This is a genomic window from Mycoplasmoides genitalium G37 (assembly GCF_000027325.1).
Lineage (GTDB): Bacteria > Bacillota_I > Bacilli_A > Mycoplasmatales > Mycoplasmoidaceae > Mycoplasmoides > Mycoplasmoides genitalium.
On record NC_000908.2, the window covers coordinates 430071 to 449638 of the forward strand.

At 31.2% G+C, this 19568-nt stretch carries 13 protein-coding genes and 3 tRNA genes; 7 read left to right on the plus strand and 9 right to left on the minus strand.

What is annotated here, in order from left to right; all coding sequences use genetic code 4:
- The first annotated feature begins 27 nt into the window (after positions 1–27).
- A complete protein-coding gene (locus tag MG_RS02080) occupies positions 28–513 on the plus strand; it encodes an adhesin (protein WP_041593680.1) in 486 nt (161 codons plus the stop codon).
- Here MG_RS02080 and rpoC read toward each other — a convergent pair.
- The 6 genes from rpoC to ileS all read right to left on the minus strand — a co-directional run bounded on the left by rpoC (position 510) and on the right by ileS (position 13808).
- Complete coding sequence (rpoC, locus tag MG_RS02085) at positions 510–4388, minus strand: DNA-directed RNA polymerase subunit beta' (RefSeq protein ID WP_010869441.1); 3879 nt, start codon at positions 4386–4388, stop codon at positions 510–512. The two genes, MG_RS02080 and rpoC, sit on opposite strands and share 4 nt — an antisense overlap.
- Positions 4389–4397: 9 nt before the next feature.
- Complete coding sequence (gene rpoB / locus MG_RS02090) at positions 4398–8570, minus strand: DNA-directed RNA polymerase subunit beta (protein WP_009885798.1); 4173 nt, start codon at positions 8568–8570, stop codon at positions 4398–4400.
- Between the two features lie 89 nt (positions 8571–8659).
- A complete protein-coding gene (locus tag MG_RS02095) occupies positions 8660–9166 on the minus strand; it encodes an NADPH-dependent FMN reductase (protein WP_009885799.1) in 507 nt (168 codons plus the stop codon).
- Between the two features lie 78 nt (positions 9167–9244).
- A complete protein-coding gene (locus MG_RS02100) occupies positions 9245–10285 on the minus strand; it encodes an MPN518 family protein (RefSeq protein WP_010869442.1) in 1041 nt (346 codons plus the stop codon).
- 3 nt (positions 10286–10288) lie between these two features.
- A complete protein-coding gene (locus tag MG_RS02105) occupies positions 10289–11110 on the minus strand; it encodes an alpha/beta hydrolase (protein ID WP_009885800.1) in 822 nt (273 codons plus the stop codon).
- A gap of 10 nt (positions 11111–11120) precedes the next feature.
- A complete protein-coding gene (gene ileS, locus MG_RS02110) occupies positions 11121–13808 on the minus strand; it encodes an isoleucine--tRNA ligase (RefSeq protein WP_010869443.1) in 2688 nt (895 codons plus the stop codon).
- A 43-nt stretch (positions 13809–13851) separates the two neighbouring features.
- Between ileS and trmL the strand changes: the two genes are divergently transcribed.
- The 3 genes from trmL (at position 13852) to MG_RS02125 (ending at position 15083) form a co-directional block, all read left to right on the plus strand.
- Positions 13852–14352: a tRNA (uridine(34)/cytosine(34)/5-carboxymethylaminomethyluridine(34)-2'-O)-methyltransferase TrmL gene (gene trmL, locus MG_RS02115; RefSeq protein WP_009885804.1), complete on the plus strand. Its 501-nt coding sequence runs from the start codon at positions 13852–13854 to the stop codon at positions 14350–14352.
- The gene (gene trmB, locus MG_RS02120) at positions 14343–14975 is read left to right on the plus strand and encodes a tRNA (guanosine(46)-N7)-methyltransferase TrmB (RefSeq protein ID WP_009885805.1); all 633 of its coding nucleotides are present in this window, start codon (positions 14343–14345) and stop codon (positions 14973–14975) included. The genes trmL and trmB overlap by 10 nt, the downstream gene beginning before the upstream one ends.
- 32 nt (positions 14976–15007) lie before the next feature.
- A tRNA-His gene (locus MG_RS02125) sits at positions 15008–15083 on the plus strand.
- Between the two features lie 43 nt (positions 15084–15126).
- Here MG_RS02125 and MG_RS02130 read toward each other — a convergent pair.
- Both MG_RS02130 and MG_RS02135 read right to left on the minus strand, forming a co-directional pair.
- Positions 15127–16095, minus strand: a complete 969-nt coding sequence (locus MG_RS02130) for a DUF6856 family protein (protein WP_009885806.1) — start codon at positions 16093–16095, stop codon at positions 15127–15129.
- 12 nt (positions 16096–16107) lie between these two features.
- Positions 16108–16195: transfer RNA gene (locus tag MG_RS02135), tRNA-Leu, on the minus strand.
- A gap of 352 nt (positions 16196–16547) precedes the next feature.
- Between MG_RS02135 and MG_RS02140 the strand changes: the two genes are divergently transcribed.
- From MG_RS02140 to MG_RS02150, 3 genes are all read left to right on the plus strand, one after another.
- Positions 16548–17720: a replication initiation and membrane attachment family protein gene (locus MG_RS02140; RefSeq protein WP_009885807.1), complete on the plus strand. Its 1173-nt coding sequence runs from the start codon at positions 16548–16550 to the stop codon at positions 17718–17720.
- Complete coding sequence (locus MG_RS02145) at positions 17720–18655, plus strand: MPN526 family protein (protein ID WP_010869445.1); 936 nt, start codon at positions 17720–17722, stop codon at positions 18653–18655. Before MG_RS02140 ends, MG_RS02145 begins: the two co-directional genes overlap by 1 nt.
- A 57-nt stretch (positions 18656–18712) precedes the next feature.
- Positions 18713–18794: transfer RNA gene (locus MG_RS02150), tRNA-Leu, on the plus strand.
- Positions 18795–18872: 78 nt separating this feature from the next.
- On the opposite strand, the gene MG_RS02155 is transcribed toward MG_RS02150, so the two are convergent.
- Positions 18873–19547 (minus strand): MPN527 family putative ECF transporter permease subunit, encoded by a 675-nt coding sequence (locus tag MG_RS02155; protein WP_009885808.1) that lies wholly within the window; start codon positions 19545–19547, stop codon positions 18873–18875.
- Positions 19548–19568 lie beyond the last annotated feature (21 nt).

Below are 19568 nucleotides of genomic sequence, written 5' to 3' on the forward strand. Positions count from 1 at the left end.
TCTAACATCAATGTTGGGGTTAAATCAATGATCACTCAACATTTAAATAAAGAAAACACCCGGTGGGTGTTTACACCTGGTAGTACACCAGACATCTGAACGGGAGCAGGGTATCGCGTTCAAAGTGCTAATCAGAAAAACGGCATTCCTTTTGAACAGGTGAAACCTAGCAATAATAGTACCCCCTTTGATCCCAATTCAGATGATAATAAAGTCACTTCAGGTAGCTCCTCCAAACCAACCACCTATCCTGCTTTACCCAACAGTATCAGTCCCACCAGTGACTGAAGCAATGCGTTGACTTTCACTAACAAGAATAATCCGCAGCGCAATCAACTGTTGCTCAGAAGCTTACTAGGAACTATCCCGGTCTTGATCAATAAGAGTGGAACGGGAGATGAGTTTAACCATACGAGTGAGCAGAAGTGGGATAAAACTGAGACCAAGGAAGGCAACCTCCCAGGGTTTGGGGAAGTGAATGGGTGAAAAATAGTAACTATTTTTTTAAATTAATACTCTTCAGCAACTGTTTTGCTACCTAAGAAAGTTAACTCTTCATCAGTTAAAAATCCTGTTCCTGCTGGAATTTTTCCACCAATAATAACATTCTCTTTTAAACCTAAAAGATAGTCTACTTGGTTCTTAACAGCAGCATCAGTTAGGATTTTTTTGGTATCTTGGAAGGATGCAGCACTTAAAAAGGAGTTAGATTTACTTGCCGCTTCATCAATTCCAAACACCTGATTAATTGCAATAACAGGCATCTTTCCAGCTAAAAGTAAGCTCTTATTTAGTTCATTGAGATAATGGCTATGCACTAACTGACCAACAAATAAATTGCTGTTACCTGCATCTGTTACTTGCAACAAATTAGTTAGTTGTCTGATAATAATTTCTACATACTTATCAGCAATATCTATCCCTTGAATCCTATACACTTTTTGGATCTCTACAATCATGTATTGTCTTACCCTTTGGATACCTGCAATTCGCAAAAGTTGTTTAATATCAACAGAACCTTCTGTAATCTTAGAACCTGGTGAAACTTGATCACCAACATGAACACGTATTTGAGCACTGAAAGGGATAGTATAAATCCTCTCATCAACGTTTGATTTAATCACTACTTCCTGAGCGTTTTGAACAGTAGTAATTGATTTAACTGTTCCTTTCACTTCAGAGATAACTGCTTTTTCAAAATCTTTAGGAGTAACTACTTCAAAGATCTGTTTTAAACGTTCAAAGCCTTGTGCTAAGTTGTTTTCAGTTGAAACTCCCCCAGTATGGAAAGTACGCATTGTCAATTGGGTCCCAGGTTCACCAATTGATTGAGCAGCAATCACCCCAACAGCAGTTCCCAATTCCACCAACTTACCAGTTGACAAGTCAATGCCAAAGCAGTATTGACAGATACCATTTTCCCTTTCACAATAGATAACAGATCTAACTAAAACTTCTTTAATAGATGTTGCACAAATCTGTTTAGCTAATTGCGTTGTAATAAGACTGTTAGCTTCTACAATAGTTTTTTGTGTTTCAGGATCAACTATAGGAGTAATTGAGTAGCGATTAACAATCCTGTCAAATAATGATTCAATCAAGGATTTGGTTTTGGTTTCAACAATTGCTTCAACAACAATTCCTTTTCTTGTTCCACAATCATCATGGTTAATAATTAATTCATGAGTAGCATCTACTAGCTTTCTTGTCATATAACCAGACTTTGCTGTTTTCATTGCAGTATCTGTCATCCCTTTTCTCGCTCCATAAGAAGAGTTGAAGTATTCATTAATGGTCAAACCTTCAAAAAAGGAGTGTTTAATAGGAACTTCTATCGTATCTTTAATGATCTTAGATTGGTTATTTCTTTCATAGTTAAAGCTTTTAGACATTAAGCCTCGCATCCCAAATAACTGGGTAAAGTTAGAAATGTTACATCTAGCACCTGAATCAGCCATTACCACAATGGAATTATCACGGTACTGTTCTTGTTTAATTAAGTTTTGGATCTCATCAGATACTTTTTCTTTCACATTGTTTCATAACTTCACAACGCGTTTATAACGTTCATCATCGGTTAACAAACCCTTGTTATAAAACTGTTTGTATTTCAGCACCTGTTGATCAGCACTATCAAAGTAATTTTGTTTATTGGTGTACTTAGGGATATCAAATACTGAAACAGTAGTTGAAGAAAAAGTAGAGTACTTAAAGCCAAGTGCTTTGATATTATCAAGTGTTTTAGGAAGGTCTTTAAATTCCAATAAAAGATAGAGTAGATCGATTAACTTGGAAATAACCTTTTTGGAAAATGCAGGGATAATTTGATGCTTTAAAATTGATTGTCTTACATCTTCTCCCTGTTTCACAATGAACTTTTCGGGACATGCATTTTCATCAAATTCCCCGTCATTAATATAAGGAACATTATTGCCTAAAACATCATTAAAGATAATCTTACCAACTGTTGTTATTAAAGTTCCTTGGCATGCAAACTTCTTGTTGGGAAATGCTTTAGTACTTATCCCTACAATAGCATGTAAATGAACCTTTTGACTTTCATAAGCAGCACGTGCTTCATAAACTGTGCTGAAGATAATCCCCTCTCCCAACTGTCCTTTTCTCTCTGTGGTTAGATAATAGTTACCTAAAACCATGTCCTGAGTAGGAGTTACAATAGGTCTTCCATCTTTCAAACCTAAGATATGTTTTGATGCAAGCAGAACAGCTCTTGCTTCATTAACTGCATTCTCACTTAAAGGAACATGAACTGCCATCTGATCACCATCAAAATCAGCATTAAATGCAGTAGTTACTAATGGGTGTAATCTAATTGCTTTACCATCAACAATTCTTGGTTCAAATGCTTGGATCCCTAACCTATGTAGGGTTGGAGCACGATTTAGTAAAACGGGACGATCTTTGATAACATCATAAACTATTCCCCAGATAAGATCATCCTGGTTTTTAATCATATCTTCAGCTTGTCTGATGGAAGCGGCAATTGGTCTAATCTCATTACCATTTTCATCAAACTTATTGATCAATCCATGGATAATAAAGGGTTTAAACAGCTTTAAGATCATTAGTGCTGGGATCCCAACTTCATACATCTTCAATTCAGGGCCAACCACAATTACACTTCTACCTGAATAATCAACTCTTTTACCAAGTAAGTTGTGTCTAAATAAACCTTGTTTTCCTTTTAAACGATCTGTTAAAGATTTCAATGACCGTTTGTCTTTGGAAAGTGATGGTTTATGACGTGAAGAGTTATCAAATAAAGCATCAACAGACTCTTGTAAAAGTCTTTTTTCATTGTTAACAACAATAGAAGGTACAGTACCATCTTCCAAAATCCTTCTTAATCGGTCATTTCTAATGATTACCCTGCGGTAAAAATTGTTGATGTCACTGGTGGTAAACTTAGCACCATCAAGTTGGATAATAGGTCTGATATCAGGGGGGATAACTGGAACAGTATGTAAGATCATGTTTTTAGGATGAAGCTTAGAATTTCTAAACCAACTAATAGTTTCCAGTTGTCTTAAGATCTTCTTAACTTTAGCATCTTCAACACTATCTTTCTTGGCTTTTCTTAAAGCATCATTTAACCTGCTAAATTCCAAGTTAAGATCGATTTTATTAAGCAATTCCAAAATTGCTTCAGCCCCTATTCCAACCCTAAAACCAGTGTACTTCTTAATGTAATTAAAAGCATCATTTAGAGAAAAGGGGAGAGAGCTGTTTTTTAAACTTTCATAAAAGATTTTTCCCTTACGGTAATCTTCACTACTCTTACTTTTAATGAGATTTCTGAAGATATAACCTATCACACGACGCATTTTTTGTCGTGTTGAAAGTGAACCCTTACCAGTTAAGTCCAAAACTTCTTTGAACTTAAAAGGCATGATTTTATCATCTTTGATCTTACCTGTATCAAGTACTATGTAGTTAACAAAGTACAAAACCTGTTCAACCTCTTTGTAAGAGATGTTTAAAACTAATGATATTTTGGAAGGAGATGGTAATTCTTTTGACATCCAAATGTGAGCTACAGGACTCACAAGTGCAATATGTCCCATCCTTTCTCTACGTACAATAGATTCAGTAACTCACACCCCACAGCGATCACACCTCACACCACGGTATTTAATCTTTTTGAACTTGCCACAAGCACATTCATAGTCCTTAACAGGTCCAAAGATTGCTTCATCAAACAAGCCTCCAGGTTCTGGTTTTAATGATTTATAGTTAATGGTTTCAGCTTTTGTAACTTCCCCTTCAGATCAGTTCAAAATGGTGTCATTGGAAGCGATGGAAAGTTTAATTGCTTTAATGTTTTTATAAAGCTTGTTATTTCTTTTATTACGTCTTGTTGTTGTCATTGTTAATTTCTAATAACCCTCAGTGTCAAATTCAAAATCATTGAAAAATTCATCTTGTTCCCCATCACTTTGCAAGATGGAAACATTATTGGAGTCTTGTTGGGTGTTGTCATCATAGATAAATGAAACAGATAAAGCCAAGCCCTGTAATTCTTTTGTCAATAATTTAAATGATTCAGGGATACCAGGCTCTGGGAAAGCTGCACCTTTAACAATAGCAGCATAAGCCCTATTTCTTCCTTGTACATCATCAGATTTAATGGTTAAAAGTTCTTGCAAGTTATAAGCAGCTCCATAAGCTTCTAATGCTCACACTTCCATCTCACCAAACCGCTGTCCACCATTTTGCGATTTACCACCTAATGGTTGTTGAGTGATCTTAGAATAAGGGCCAACAGCACGAGCATGGATCTTATCATCAACCATGTGATTCAGCTTCATCATGTACATAATTCCAAGTGAAATAGGTCTTTCAAATGGCATTCCACTCCTACCATCAATGAGTTTAAACTTACCCTGATTTTTTTGGGGATCTAATCCTGCTTCTTGCATAACATCTTGGAGATCTAAGAAGTTCACTCCTTGGAAAATAGGGGTTGCAATTTTGTAAATAAGATCATCAAAAGACATCCCTATCTCTTTCAAAACTAAACTAATGTCACTGTTATCGAGTTTTTCAAGTGCTTCTTTTTCACTTTTAATATTGCGATCATTGATTTGGTTTTTTAAACCTTTAATTAATCTTTCAACCCTTGCTTGAGGTTGATTGATTTCAATGGCAAACTCCTTAGCTTTATTTTGATCAAAACAACTACTAATTAAAGAACGAACTGCTAGCTTGTGTGCTGCATAACCCAAGTGGGTTTCAAAAATTTGTCCTATGTTCATCCGACTAGGAACACCAAGGGGGTTGAGCAGAATATCAACTGGGGTTCCATCTTCTAAATGGGGCATATCTTCAATAGGCACCACTTTAGAAATAACTCCTTTATTTCCGTGTCTACCAGCTAATTTATCACCAATTTGAATCTTACGTTTTTGAACCACATAAACCTTGATCATTTCAATCACACCATCATTAAGTTCATCACCATTAGCAATTGAAAAACGTTTTACAGCTGAAACAATACCATCCCCACCATGGGAAACTTTAAGTGAAGAGTCTCTCACGTTTTGAACACTTTCAGGGAAGATGGCTTTAAATAGCTTTTCTTCAGGAGAGACTTCGACTTGACCTTTAGGGGAAACTTTACCAACCAAAACATCCCCTTCTTTAACTTCAGCACCCACCATAATGATGCCATTCTCATCAAGATAGCGTTTGTTTGCATCACTAACATTAGGGATATCACGGGTAATTTGTTCATCACCATTTTTAGTAGACAAACATTGAGCAACATACTCATTAATGGTTAATGAAGTGAGAATATCTTCCTTAACTAATCGTTCTGAAATGACAATTGCATCTTCATAGTTATAACCATTTCAAGTTGTAAAAGCAACTAAAACATTCTGTCCTAATGCCAACTCACTCTTATTAACAGCAGGGCCATCAACAATGATTTCATCCTTATTAACCCTTTGGCCTATTTCAACAATTGGTTTGTGGTTATAACAAGTATTTTGGTTGGAACGTTCAAATTTAACTAGGTTAACTGTCTCTTTTTTAGAACTATCACTTGTAATAATAATCTTACTGTTATCAACATAACTAACAACACCTGAGCAAGGAGAGGACATTGTTAAACCTGAATCACTAGCAATTTTGTGTTCTTGACCAGTACCTACTGCAGGAGCATATGGCTTTATTAAAGGATAGGCCTGACGTTGCATGTTGGTTCCCATTAATGCTCTAGCTGAATCATCATTTTCCAAAAAGGGGATTAAAGAAGAACCAATGGAAACAACTTGGTGTGGTGCTACATCAATGTAATCAATCTTTAAAGGATCATAAAGTCCTTGCATAGATCGATACCTACCAATAATTTCCTTATCTAAGATCTTGTTATCGTTACTAATATTGACAAGTGAAGAGATCTCAGCAATAATATGTTCATCTTCTCTAAGCGCAGTTAAATATTCCACCTCATCAGTAATTACCCCAGCTTTGATTTTGCGATAAGGTGCCATTAAAAATCCGTTTTCATCAATCTTAGCAAAGCTAGCTAAAGACATGATCAACCCTATGTTCATCCCTTCAGGTGTTTCAATAGGGCAAATTCTACCGTACTGAGAATAATGCACATCACGGATATCTAAATTAGGGTCCTCTCTTGATATTCCCCCAGGTCCCATTGCTGAAATCCTTCTTTTATTACTCAATTCTGATAAAGGGTTTTGGTGGTCTAAAAATTGGGTTAATTGGTGGGTATTGAAGAAGTCTTTAATCACAATTTGAATTGGTTTTGAGTTGATTAAAGATTTAATAGTTAATTCCTTTTTTTCACCTTGTTCAATAACCTGACCCTCTTCATTAATTTGCTGGCCACGGTTAACTCCATCAGCAATAGTTAACTTTTCTTTTAAAAAGCGCTCCATTCTAGTGAAGCCGCTTTCTAATTTAGCAGTAATTAATTCATTAATTAACTTAACCCGCTTATTACCAAGGTGATCAATATCATCATATTTACCAATTCCATAAGGTAAATTAATCACATAACTAATTGAAGCGATGAAATCACTGAGAGTCATTGCTTTGTTCAGATCATTTTCGTTATGGATCCCTATAACTGGTACTGAAACACTAAGATTATCATTAGTGATATATACATCTATCGTTTCATAAAAGAGTGATTCTTTTGCTAAATCAACAGCCTTACCATCAGTTGTAAGTTGCATTTTATTAACAAAACTAATTTCATTGTTCTTAGCAGCTTGTTTGATTTTGTCAATCTCTTCTTTTAAAAGTAAAGTACCTTTTTTTAAAAGTAGCTTGCCATCTTTTAAGAACAAATCACATGCCAGAGTTTTTTGATAAATACGTTCTGTTAAACGTAACTTTCTAGATACTTTGTATCTCCCTGCATTAGAGAGGTTGTACCTCTTGTTTCTAAAAAAACGCGCACATAAAAGTGCATGGAAACTCACTTCATGACACTCTTCAGTGTTTTCAATATCACGCAGTGAAATAGAAAGTTCATTGACAATGTGTTTAGCAGCTCTTTCAGTAATAACACTATCCATTTTGTTTTCCATTTCCAGTTCAAGTGCAGTTAAACTAGAATCATTTGGACTTGTTTGTTTTAGCGCATTATATTGTTTCTCAAGCGTTACATATTCATTAACAAGTGATCTTAATTTCTGATCAGAAGCGATCCCTTTTCTTCTTAAATCAGTTTTACCATCTCTAAATTCTTTTAAAAGGTTTTTGATTTCAGGATCAACATTGCTTAAAAAATCCTTAGCATTGTAAATTTCCGCTTCCAATGAACGTTTGATAAATTCATTGTTTTTAAAGATTTTAAGGATCTCACGATTATTTAAACCAAACGCTTTTAAAAGTGTTGTAATAGGGAAAATCTTAGCACCTTCTCTTACCGCATCTCTTAAAAGAATTTGTACAAAAGCATCTTCAATCTTTTTTTTATTGGAGATGTATATAAGCATCACTGAACCATTAGCAGGTAAAACCTCACAAACATAACCTTCCTGTACTCTTTTACGGGAGTTGGATAGTTTTAGTTGGGATTTTGTTAGCATGTATATCCCTGGAGAACGGGTTATTTGGGAAATAACAAACTTTTCTATCCCATTGATAATAAAAACCCCATCATGGGTTATTAAAGGCATGCTAGCTAAAAATACACCATTTGTATTGCTAGCAATATTTTTCTTTGATTTCCGTGCTTTTTTAACTGTTCCTTTATCATTATCAACTAATTCAAGATCAGCATAAATACCAACTTCATAAGTTTTAGATTGAGCACGTGATTGTGCTTCATCACGTTCTGGTTCAGTTCTGTGTAATCCCCTAAAATTGATAGTGTAGCGATCATTAGGGGATTTGATTGGAAAATATGAGGCAATTAATTTTTCAAGATCATGATCTAAGAATTTTTGGTAGCTTTTAATCTGAATATCAGCTAAATTTGGTTGGATAAAATTGGTCTCAATTTTGCCATAATACCTTCTGGTAGCTGTAGGGGAATAACGTTTTTGAAAGAAATTAGATTTTTGTGACATTTGTGGGGTGAAAAGCGGATCAAAACATTAAAAAGCCACTAACAGCGTTATAAAACGCATGCTAATGGACTTAATCACAGTTCGCTAAATTATATTAATTTTTTAACTTGTTCAATAAAAGGCTTAAAATCAAAGTTCTCATGATAACCGTTGACTAAAACTGTTCCTTTAACATTAAGACCGCTAAAACTTAAAAATTTATCTAGTAATTCTAGAACAGTTTTACCCCCACCCGCAGTTGCTGGAGTTACACAACAAATAACTCCATTAAGACCTTTTAAAAATTGATTTCTACCATACTGCTCATCACGAGTCATCCAGTCAATGATGTTTTTAGCAAAAGCAGGGATAAAACCGTTGTGTTCAGGGGTAACAAAAATTAAATTGCTATGTTCTTTGATTTTTCTAACTAAAGTTTTAATTTTGTCAGGAAAGTTAGTTGCTTCTAAATCAACAGAATAAAAATCAACTTGATAGTCTTTTAACTCAATCAATTCACAACTTAAAGAATGTTTTAATTCATTAGCAAATTTCCTGTTAATGGAATGTTGCGAATTGGAGAGCATTAAAATTAATGACTTTTGATCTTTTGACATAAATTAACACTTAAATTTTAAATAAAAAGTATTTAAAAACAATTTAATAGAAGCGTATAGCTATTTTTTTCAATGTTGTTAATTATTGAGAAAATAGCAACCTTGATAAGTCTTAATATCAGCAACCTTAGTATCTAAACTAACGGTTGGTAAATTGGGGTTTTGTTCTTTATTTCCTTCAAGTAAACAGATACAATTCTCATCAAAATTAAAACCTTTCATTATTTCAACAATTAAGTGGAATTCCAAATCAAAAATCAAAGCATCAACTTTTAATTTAGTAGGAGAATTTGAAAATACTTGTAATTTGGAATAATGCAGTAAAAACTGCTGATTAAAATCTTTAACAGTTTGTTGTCAAATTAAGTTCTTTTGCTCAAAGTTAGGATGCTTAATGTTTTCTAAATTTTTTAACAAGTATTTATGAGGCAAGATAAAATGGCTGGTGATTTTTAACTTTTTTTCAATTGTGAATCTGTCTTGAAAACTAGTGAAACTAAAATCAATGTTACTTTTTTCAAAGTTAGTTTCATAACCAAACACACCGTTTAGTTCAACAAACATTACGTTATTTTTAGACTTGTGCTTTTTTTCTAATTTTCTAACTAACTTAAAAAACTTATTTTGAAATGATCTTAAAGAATAAACTTCATGTTTTATTTTTTGTTTTTTAATTTCTTTAATTAGCGAATCAGAAAGCTTAATAGTTGTTTTTTCTTCTGGTGAATTAATTAATAAAAAAACTATTTTCAAACCCTTAAAAGTTTTCAGTATTTTTAAAAACTTATTAATTTCTGTATCTGTATTTTTGGTTTTTTCAACAAAAGCAAATACAGTATCGTTTTGACTTTTATTTCTTAATGCTAAACCAAATGCACTTCACAAGTTATTATCAAAACCTAAAAAAGGGAAGTTATCAAAATAAATCTTTTGATATATTGGAAGACTTACTTTGTTAACAAGCAGATAATTTACTTTTTTAGATCTAACTAAAAAATTAACAAAATCTAGATATTGTAATGTTGATAAAAGTCCAACCTTATTGCTATTTTGAAAAAAATCATAAGCTAATAGGCGTTGCTCATTAACGAGGGTTTGATCATTAATTTTATGAGACATTGTTTAATAAATTTTACTTAGTTTATTATGATTCAGGATATCATCCATTGCTTTACAAAAGCTTTCATATTTACTATTAAACATTTGGTGTTCACTGTTTAAGATAACAGATGATTGCAAATTATTGTTCTTAATTAGGTATTTATTGAAATAGCTTAATGTTAATTTTGTTGGCATAAATAAATCATTTTGAGCTAAAACCAAAAACACTGGTAACTTTAAATTTTTATAAGTCTTATTTAAAACTGGTAGTTCTTTCAAAATATTATTAGAAAGCTTTTTAGCCATTTTACTGTGTTTTGACAGCTCATTTTCTCAGCTGTTTTCATCAGTTAAATTACTAAATTTAGTTTGAAACATTGCTTTAAAATTAGCCATTCTTTCTGCCTTATCTTTTTTAAAAGAACTTTTAATTTTGAAATATCTCAATAAGTTACAGTATGAAAGAGGTGCTAAAAGTATGAGTTTTTCAACACGTTTAGCATTTAATAAATTCATGGCATAACTACAAACAGCAGCACCCATACTGTGTCCTATTAGAACGATGTTTTCCAGATCCTTATTTTCTATAAAAGCAGCTAATAGTTCTCCATAATGGATTGGAGATAATTCCTTATAATCAAAACCATTTACATTATGACCAGGTCAAAGTGGAGCGTAATAGTCATAATCAGTAAGGGTTTTATAAAAACTTTGAAAGTAGCTATGAAAAACAGAAAATCCATGTGCAAAAACAACCGTTTGTTTTTTTGTTTTTTTTGCTGGCTGAAAGAAAACTTCAAGCTTAGAAATATCAATCTGATTAAGATCTGAAAACCTTTTCACAATTATTTTTTTAACACACTTTAAAACAACGTGAGCACAAATTATGATCTAATTTTTGCTTAATGATTGTTTGAAAATTTCAGCATCTTTCACACATTGTTTTTTTAGTTTTTTTAACTTTAATTTCATTTTCATTATTTGTTAAATTAACACTGTTTACATTAAGTCAAAGTGCGAGATTATCCTTTAATTTTTTGGGTATTTTTTTATTAATTCCAACGGTTAATTCAATTTGATTATTTTTAGAAATCAACCCTTCTTTTCTTAGCTTTTCAATTTCTTTGAAAGCAGCATTTTTAATACTAGTAAAAGTTTTATAGATATTTTCTAAATTCTTAGAGTTAGCAACTTTAAAAACAGTCGGTTTTGTAAAGAGGTTCACACTTATTGGTTTTTTATTGAATGAATAGTTTTTTCAAGCATCTTCTGCAGTGTGGGGAATAAAGATATTTAAAAAACTGATTAGTTGTGTAAAAATATAGTTTAAAACAGCTTGTTTAGCTAAACGATTAGGATTATTTTTAGCATCACAATATAAGGTGTCTTTAATTATTTCAAAGTATCAGCTTGATAGTCATAAAACAAACTTATTAATCACTTTTAGGCAACCTAAAAAATTATATTTCTCTAAAAATTTCTCAATTTGTTCTACTAGTGAATTAGTTTTATGGATAACTATTTTGTCTTCTAGTGAAAACTTATAATCATCCATTGATGTAAAGTTAAATCCATTAATATTACCCAAAATAAAACGTAGTAAACTATTTCTAATTCTGCGGTATTGTTCAGCAACTTGTTTAAGAATATTAACACCTATTTTGTTATCAATTTGTCAATCAGTATTAGCAACTCACAACCTTAATATATCCGCTCCATATTGATCACAAATTTTTAAAGGATCAACTATGTTTCCTAATGACTTTGACATTTTATTGCCATTTTCATCAAGTGTAAAACCATGTGAAACAAGTGATTTAAAAGGGATTAAATCATTTTGAATAATTCCGCAATTTGAAGAAGAGTTGAACCAACCCCGATATTGATCAGAACCTTCAATATAAAGATCAGCTATTGAACCATATTTATTTATTTCCAAAACATTATAGGAAGAACCTGAGTCAAATCAAACATCTAATGTATCAATCTCCTTGTGATACTTAACTCATTTTTTGGTTTTATCAGGTTTTAAAAAACAAGTTACATCTTTTTCAAATCAACTATCAATACCATGCTTTTTCAATTGTTTAATTGTGTATTGAATTGTTGAAAAATCTAACAATGGTTTGTTATTTGCATAAACAATTGGTATAGGCAAGCCCCATACTCTTTGACGTGAGATACATCATTCATCACGTTGTAAAAGCATCTCTTTTAATCTCAATTGATTTTTTGAATTTAAAAAATTAACTTGATTAATTTGTTTTTTTAACTGCTTTTTTATTGATTTAGTTTTAATGAATAATTGTTTGGAAGCACGGTATATAACTGGAGTTTTTGAGCGTCAATCATGTGGTTCGCGGTGGGAAATAACTTCAGAAAAAATAAAGCTATTGTTTTGTTTTAAACGATTAATAATTAGATCATTTGCTTTAAGATAAAAACAATTCTCAAGTTCTTTATCATTAAGTAAGTTATTAAATACACCTTTCTCATCAATAGAAATCAAAACTTCTTTAATCTTGTTTTTTTGACAAAGATAAAAATCATCAATTCCAAATGCAGGGGAGCTGTGAACAATACCTGTTCCCTCATTATCAACAACATGTATTCCCATTAGAACTGGTAAAACCTTGTTATAAAAACAATGAGAATAGCTTGAATTTTTTAAATTTGAACCCTTGAATTTTTTTAGTTTAATTGCATTTGTTCAATTTAACTTATTTGTAAAAACTTCAAATAATTTTTCCAAGATAACAAATTTTTGTTGGTTATATTCAAAAAGAAGATAATCAAAATCAGGATGAATGGCAATTGCTTGATTAGTTGGTAGTGTTCAAGGAGTTGTTGTTCAAACTAATAAATTAGCATTTTCATCTAAAAAATCACTTTTAGAAACTTTAAAAGTTAAATAAAGTGCAATTGAATTAACTTCTTTATATTCAATTTCCGCTTCAGCAAGTGAAGTTCTTGAAATTGGTGATCAATAAGTTGGTTTTAAATCTTGAAAAATGAGCCCTTTTTTAATTGCTTGTAAAAATAGTTCAAGTTCCTTAAATTGAAAACTCTCATCTATTGTGTAATAACAGTTTTGAAAATCATTTAAAAGTCCCAGTCTTTGAAATTGTTCTTTTTGAACTGCAATTTGTGAAAGTGCAAACTGATGACATAATTTTCTTTTTTCAACAGTTGAAAGATTGCTATAACTACTAGGGTTTTTCTTACTAACTGCATGTTCTATTGGTAGTCCATGACAATCCCAACCAGGAATAAAAACAACATCATATCCTTCATATAACCAACTACGTAAAATGAAGTCTTTTAAAATCTTGTTAAGAGCATGTCCCACATGAATACTACCATTTGCATAAGGTGGTCCATCATGCAGTATTTTTATCTGTTTTCCTTTATTCTGTTTTTTTAATTTTTGAAAGACTTTTTTATCTTTTCAAAAATCATGAAAATTCTTTTCACTAGTAGATAAATTTGCCTGCATCGCAAAGGATGTTTTAGGCATTAACAATGTCTTTTTTAAGTCCATTAAATCAGAGTAATTTTATTAATATTTATCTAACTTACATCTGATGTATAAATCAGTAATAAACATAGTTTTATTTTGTCCAGAAATTCCTAATAACACTGGCAACATCGTACGTAGTTGCACTGCTTTTAAAGCTAATCTACACTTAATTAAACCTTATGGCTTTTTCTTAAATGATAAAAGGATGGTTAGAGCTGGTTTAAATTGTTGAGATAAAATTCAATTATTTGAACACAAATCATGAGAACATTTCTTACAAGCAACCACTGAAAATAAAACTATTTGGCTTTTAACTAAAAGTGGTGATAAAACTCCTGATCAAATTTGCATGACAAATAAATTACCAAACGAACTTTACTTTGTTTTTGGTCAGGAAACAAAGGGATTACCTAAAACAATCATGGATAACTTTAAACAAAACCAAATTAGAATTCCCATTTGAAATAGTGTTAGAAGTATTAATCTTGCTAATGCAGTTGTCTGTATTTTGTATGAATATTCAAAGCAAAATCAATACTCTAATTTAGATAAACAGTGCGCTTAAGAAAAGTTAAAAACGCTCTTTTAAAAATTAATCAAAGTCCTTATTTTTATTCAAAAGATAAGTTTGCTAAGTTTACTAAAAAACAATTAGTGCTGGAATTGGGTTGTGGTAAGGGTACTTTTTTAATCAAAGAAGCACAAAAAAATAACAATTTTCTTTTTATAGGAATTGAACGTGAACCTACAATTGTTTTAAAAGCAATTAACAAAATTAACAAGTTGGATTTTAATTTGGAAAATATCTTATTGTTGTGTACAGATGCAAAACAACTTGATGATTATTTTCAAGCTGAATCTGTTCAAAAAATCTTTATTAATTTCCCTGATCCTTGACCTAAAAAGCGTCATATACAAAGACGTCTAACAAGTCCAGATTTTTTGAAACTTTTTTGAAATTTACTAGTAAAAAATGGCTTAATTGAGTTTAAGACTGATAATGATAAGTTATTTGAATATACTTTAACAACATTGCAAGAAAATAGTCAAATTTTTGAAATTATCCATCAAATAACTGATCTTAACAATTCTGAATTCAGTTTTCAAAATAGTATCACTGAATATGAACAGCGCTTTATGGAATTAGAAATTCCAATTAAAAAACTAGTGATTAAGAAAATAATTTAATTAAAGTTATTAGAATAATTATTAGCTTGATGGCGATTGTGGCGAAGTGGTTAACGCACCTGATTGTGGATCAGGCATTCGTGGGTTCAATTCCCATCAGTCGCCCCATTAAAGATTCAAAGAGCAGCAGTTAGCTGCTTTTTTTTATTAGCTAGTTTAGTGGAGTATAAACACTATCCAAGAAATTTAAAAAATCAACACTAACTCTTACTGCGTGTTGTTTAATTCCATAAGATTTTTGTGATCTTTGAACTGCTGGTTGAGAAGATTGTGGTGAAGTAGGAGTAGTATTTTGTCCATTACCACTACTTGAGTCACCACCTGAACTGCCATCACTACCGCCCCCTTCACCACTTGAAGCTGGTGGGGTTGAATCACCCTGACCTGATCCAGGTGCATTAGGATTTGTAGAGTTATCCAAACCATAAAAATTAGCTCTTATCTTATTAAGGTTATCTTTTCTAAAAGCAATCACAATTGCTTTAGTTACATCATTACCAACTGTTTGAGCATGCACATTTGATTGATTGATTAAGTTAGCTACATTACCACCATAAGTACGTTGAATAAAATCAACTATTTCTCTATAGCGAACTGCAGAAGCATCTGATCTTCTTAACTTATTGGAATTGTCTTTATCTTCTTGACTTGCAAGTTCGTTTTTTCTATCCACAACAGGAAAACGTGCATATGGGTTTCACTTTACTGAACCAGGAGCAATATCATTCCAAATTAAAAATTTAACTCCGTTTGGATAAGTAGAATAACGGTTTTGCACCTGTCTGATGGTGGTACCCAAGGTACCTCCTCAACTAAGAGAACTTGTACCTTGATTAGTAGAACCGTTTAGAAAATTAATTTGGGAACTATCTGTTTCGGTTGCAATAACAACCACATAATTACCATCGTTATATGATCTGGTTCCAAAAACTAAGTTTCTAAATGTTGTACTGTTAACAGGCAATTGGTTGTAAGCTGTATTTTTTTCCACACTTTCAACAGAAAGTTCACGAAAAAAAGACTGATCGATGTTACTACAAGAACTTAAAATCATTCCTGTTCCTAGTAATAAAACTAACCATGCTTTTTTATGTTTTAGATTTCAAAAAAGACGCTTCATTTCTAAATTGACTGGTGTCGGAGACCAGACTTGAACTGGCACAGTCTTTAACGACCACAAGCACCTCAAGCTTGCGTGTCTACCATTCCACCACTCCGACTATTTGCTTGTAGTTAATATTGTTTATATTAATAAAAATTTTAATACAAGAGTTAACAAGGCTATTAGCTTGTACTAGCTTAAACTAGGAATATAAAGGTGTTATTTCAAGCTAAATTCCCGCTTTTTTCTCCTTAAATTCAACTTTTTTTATCCGATTATTGGTAAATAAATCAGTTTAAAAAGTTATTAACAAAATGTTTATAAGTCTCAAAAAAGGGTTGTTTTAGACTGTTTTTAATGTCAATAAGTTGTAAATAAATGGCAGAAAAATCTTTTTTTAGCCTTTTAATGCAAAGTAATTTCAATAAATGGAGGATAGCGTCTTATACTCTTTTTACTTTTGAACGTATATGCAACCCAACTATTACCGTGTGATCAAAAAAGCAACATCATTTTCTGGATTAGAAATGATCTCTCATGCTTATGGTCAAATTGCGGGAGTGGAAGTTGTTGGGTTTTATTTATGACTAATAACAGAAGCTAATATTCAGGCGTTCAACAGTGAAATTAGAACCCCCATTTCACGATTACAAAATGCCTTTAATCCTTTTGAAATTAAAAAAAACCAAGTCTCTGAATGGATTTATAAAACTATTAGCAAATTAGAGAGTCTTGGTTTAGTGAGAACTTTTTTTTCACCAAAACGCTCTGAAATAACTTTTTGTATTATTGATCCTTTAGATTGGAAAGAATTTAAGCAAAACAAACAATTAAAAGAAAAACTAGTTGAGGCAATGGGAAAAGTTGAATATGACCGAAACTGCTTAGCTTTTGATCAAATCGACAATCTTCAATTTGATAATGCGCTTGAAATCTCTGCTAACTTTGAAGTTAATTTCACTGCAAACCAAAGCGATGTTTGATTTAGCTTTAACTTCGAGGAACTACATAAAGAACTTGTAAAAAACAAACTTTTAATTTCTTTAGATGAAAAAGCTAAGACTTTAATTAATGGTTATTTTGAAAAATACAAGCTTTCATTGCAACAAATTACTGATTGCATCATCAACAGTAGTACTCAAGAGAATGAGCTTGATTTTCAAAAGTTAGAAATGATGTTTTTTCAAATAGTAAAAAATGATACAGCTCCCATTTTAGAAACAGTTTCAAACAACAAAGACTTTTTTTATAAGAATGAAATTTTAGATGAATCAACAAAAAAAGCAATAACAGACTGTCATGTAAACTTCAATTCTGAAAAATACCTTTTTCTTCTATATGGAAAGATAGATGAATCGCAATTGCAATTAGTTAGACAATTGAGAAGTGATTATCAACTATTAGATAAAGTAATTAATTTAGTATTAGACTTTTCCTTTTGAAAAAATAACGGAATGTGAAGAGAAAAATACATTCTAAAAATTGCCCAATCCATCAAAATTAATAACAGTCAAAACAGTTATGAAAAAACCCTTAATAATTTTATTAGAGCACTAACTTTAAATAAAAAGCATTCTTTAAATAATATAAAACCAGTTGAAAAAACAATTTCCTTTACTGAGTATTTTGAATTTATTAAATAATGAAAATTTCACCAGATCAAAAAGATAAAAAGTCATTATTTAAAAAACATTTTGCTTATTTGAAATTAACTGAAAAAGAACTTAATGATCCTAAGATACAAACACTTTTAGAAGTTGCGTGGAATCATTTTGATCAGTGTAGAAAAATTAAAGAAAGAAGATGTAGTAATAAAGGTGATATCCATCTTCAAGCTGTTAGAGAGTGGTTACCTTGAGAATTTAACGCTAATCAACTTAAAAAAAATAGTACAAAAGAAACAACGCAAGTTAGTGAAAATGAATTTATGGGTAATGTTATGCTCATGCAAACTATTTGTCCTAAATTAGTTAATAAAGCAAACTGATTTGATTTAACTTATGAGCGTTTTATTGTTACAAAACCAAACTGATTTAAATACATGGATTTGATTCCAATGATCCAAAATTTACCAGTAACTCCAAGTGATAAAAATAGTTTTGGTTATGCATACAAAAAGATATCTAATCTTTTTGAAACTGAAAAGAAAACAAAGAAAAGGATATTTTTTTTCAATTTACAAAAGAATAACATTAACAATATGGCAGCTTGTATGTTAACTTGTGAAATAGCTAAGAAAAATATAAAAGTTGCTTTAATTTATTGTGAAGAATTTGTTAGCAGATATGACAAAAGTTATTGAAAGGTAGATGATGATTTAAATTTACTTGATGAGGCAAAAGTAATCATATTCATTGGTTTAGGTCAGGAAAGTTTTCATAACAAAAACTATATCTTGTTTATGACAAGGCTTTTTATAAATTGTTTTTTGAAAAGAAAAGATGTTTTCTTTTTTAGCACTACTTATAGTGATGGTAATGGATTAATTCAAACATTTAAAAACCAAATTATTAGTAGTGCAAATTGAGTAAAACACTTTTTTGAACAACTTAATGATTTATTAATGATTAATATTTAAAAATTACATTCTTTCACCAATAAATAGCTAAGTTTATGTAAAATTTATCTTGTATTACCTGGAGTGGCGGAATGGTAGACGCGGTGGACTCAAAACCCACTAGGAAACTGTAGGAGTTCAAGTCTCCTCTCCAGGACCATAATTAAATACTTAAATTTACACTACGAAATTACAAGCTCAGTTTAAAGCTGAGCTTGTTTTATTTTTATAGTGATTTCTATTTAGCTAATGCTCTTTTTCAATAAAACTTTTGAAAGGAACGCATAATTGGCACTCCAAAACAACTAACAAGTCCAAATTTCACCAAATTAAAAAACGAATATAAACAGAAAATTCCCAGCCAATAGTTATTAATTCCAAAGAAAAAGAAATGAAAATCAGTGTTCTTGTTATATTGTTCAGCAACTATTAAAAAGTTAGGTGTTTGAACATAACCAAAGTAGTATCAAAACAAAGGTGTTATCAAAATACCGTTAAGCGTTGTTAGTAATAAAGCATTGGATAAGGTTGTAAATAAAAACACAAAGATTCAACAAAATCTTCTTTTTGAAAATAAACAAAAATAAAGCCTTGTAAATAAGATAGTCGATAAGTTAGCTAAAGTTACAGTTAGAACACCAATAACATTATTAGTATTTCAAAAAAAACTAGTTAAAGCAGAAGCTAATGTAATTGTTAAGCTTCAACCTAGTGACACAAAAAAAGCACATGCAACTAAAAAAACAACGGAAATATCAAAAGTTAGTTTTAGTTGTGAGAAAAAAGGAATACTAATAAATTCACTAATTAATGATGTAATGATGGCCAAAGCAAGCATCATTGCACTAAAAGTAATATTAAATAACTGATGGTATGATTTTTTTGGCAAAAAAACCAGTTTATTACCATTCATTATTTAAAAGACTCTTGAATT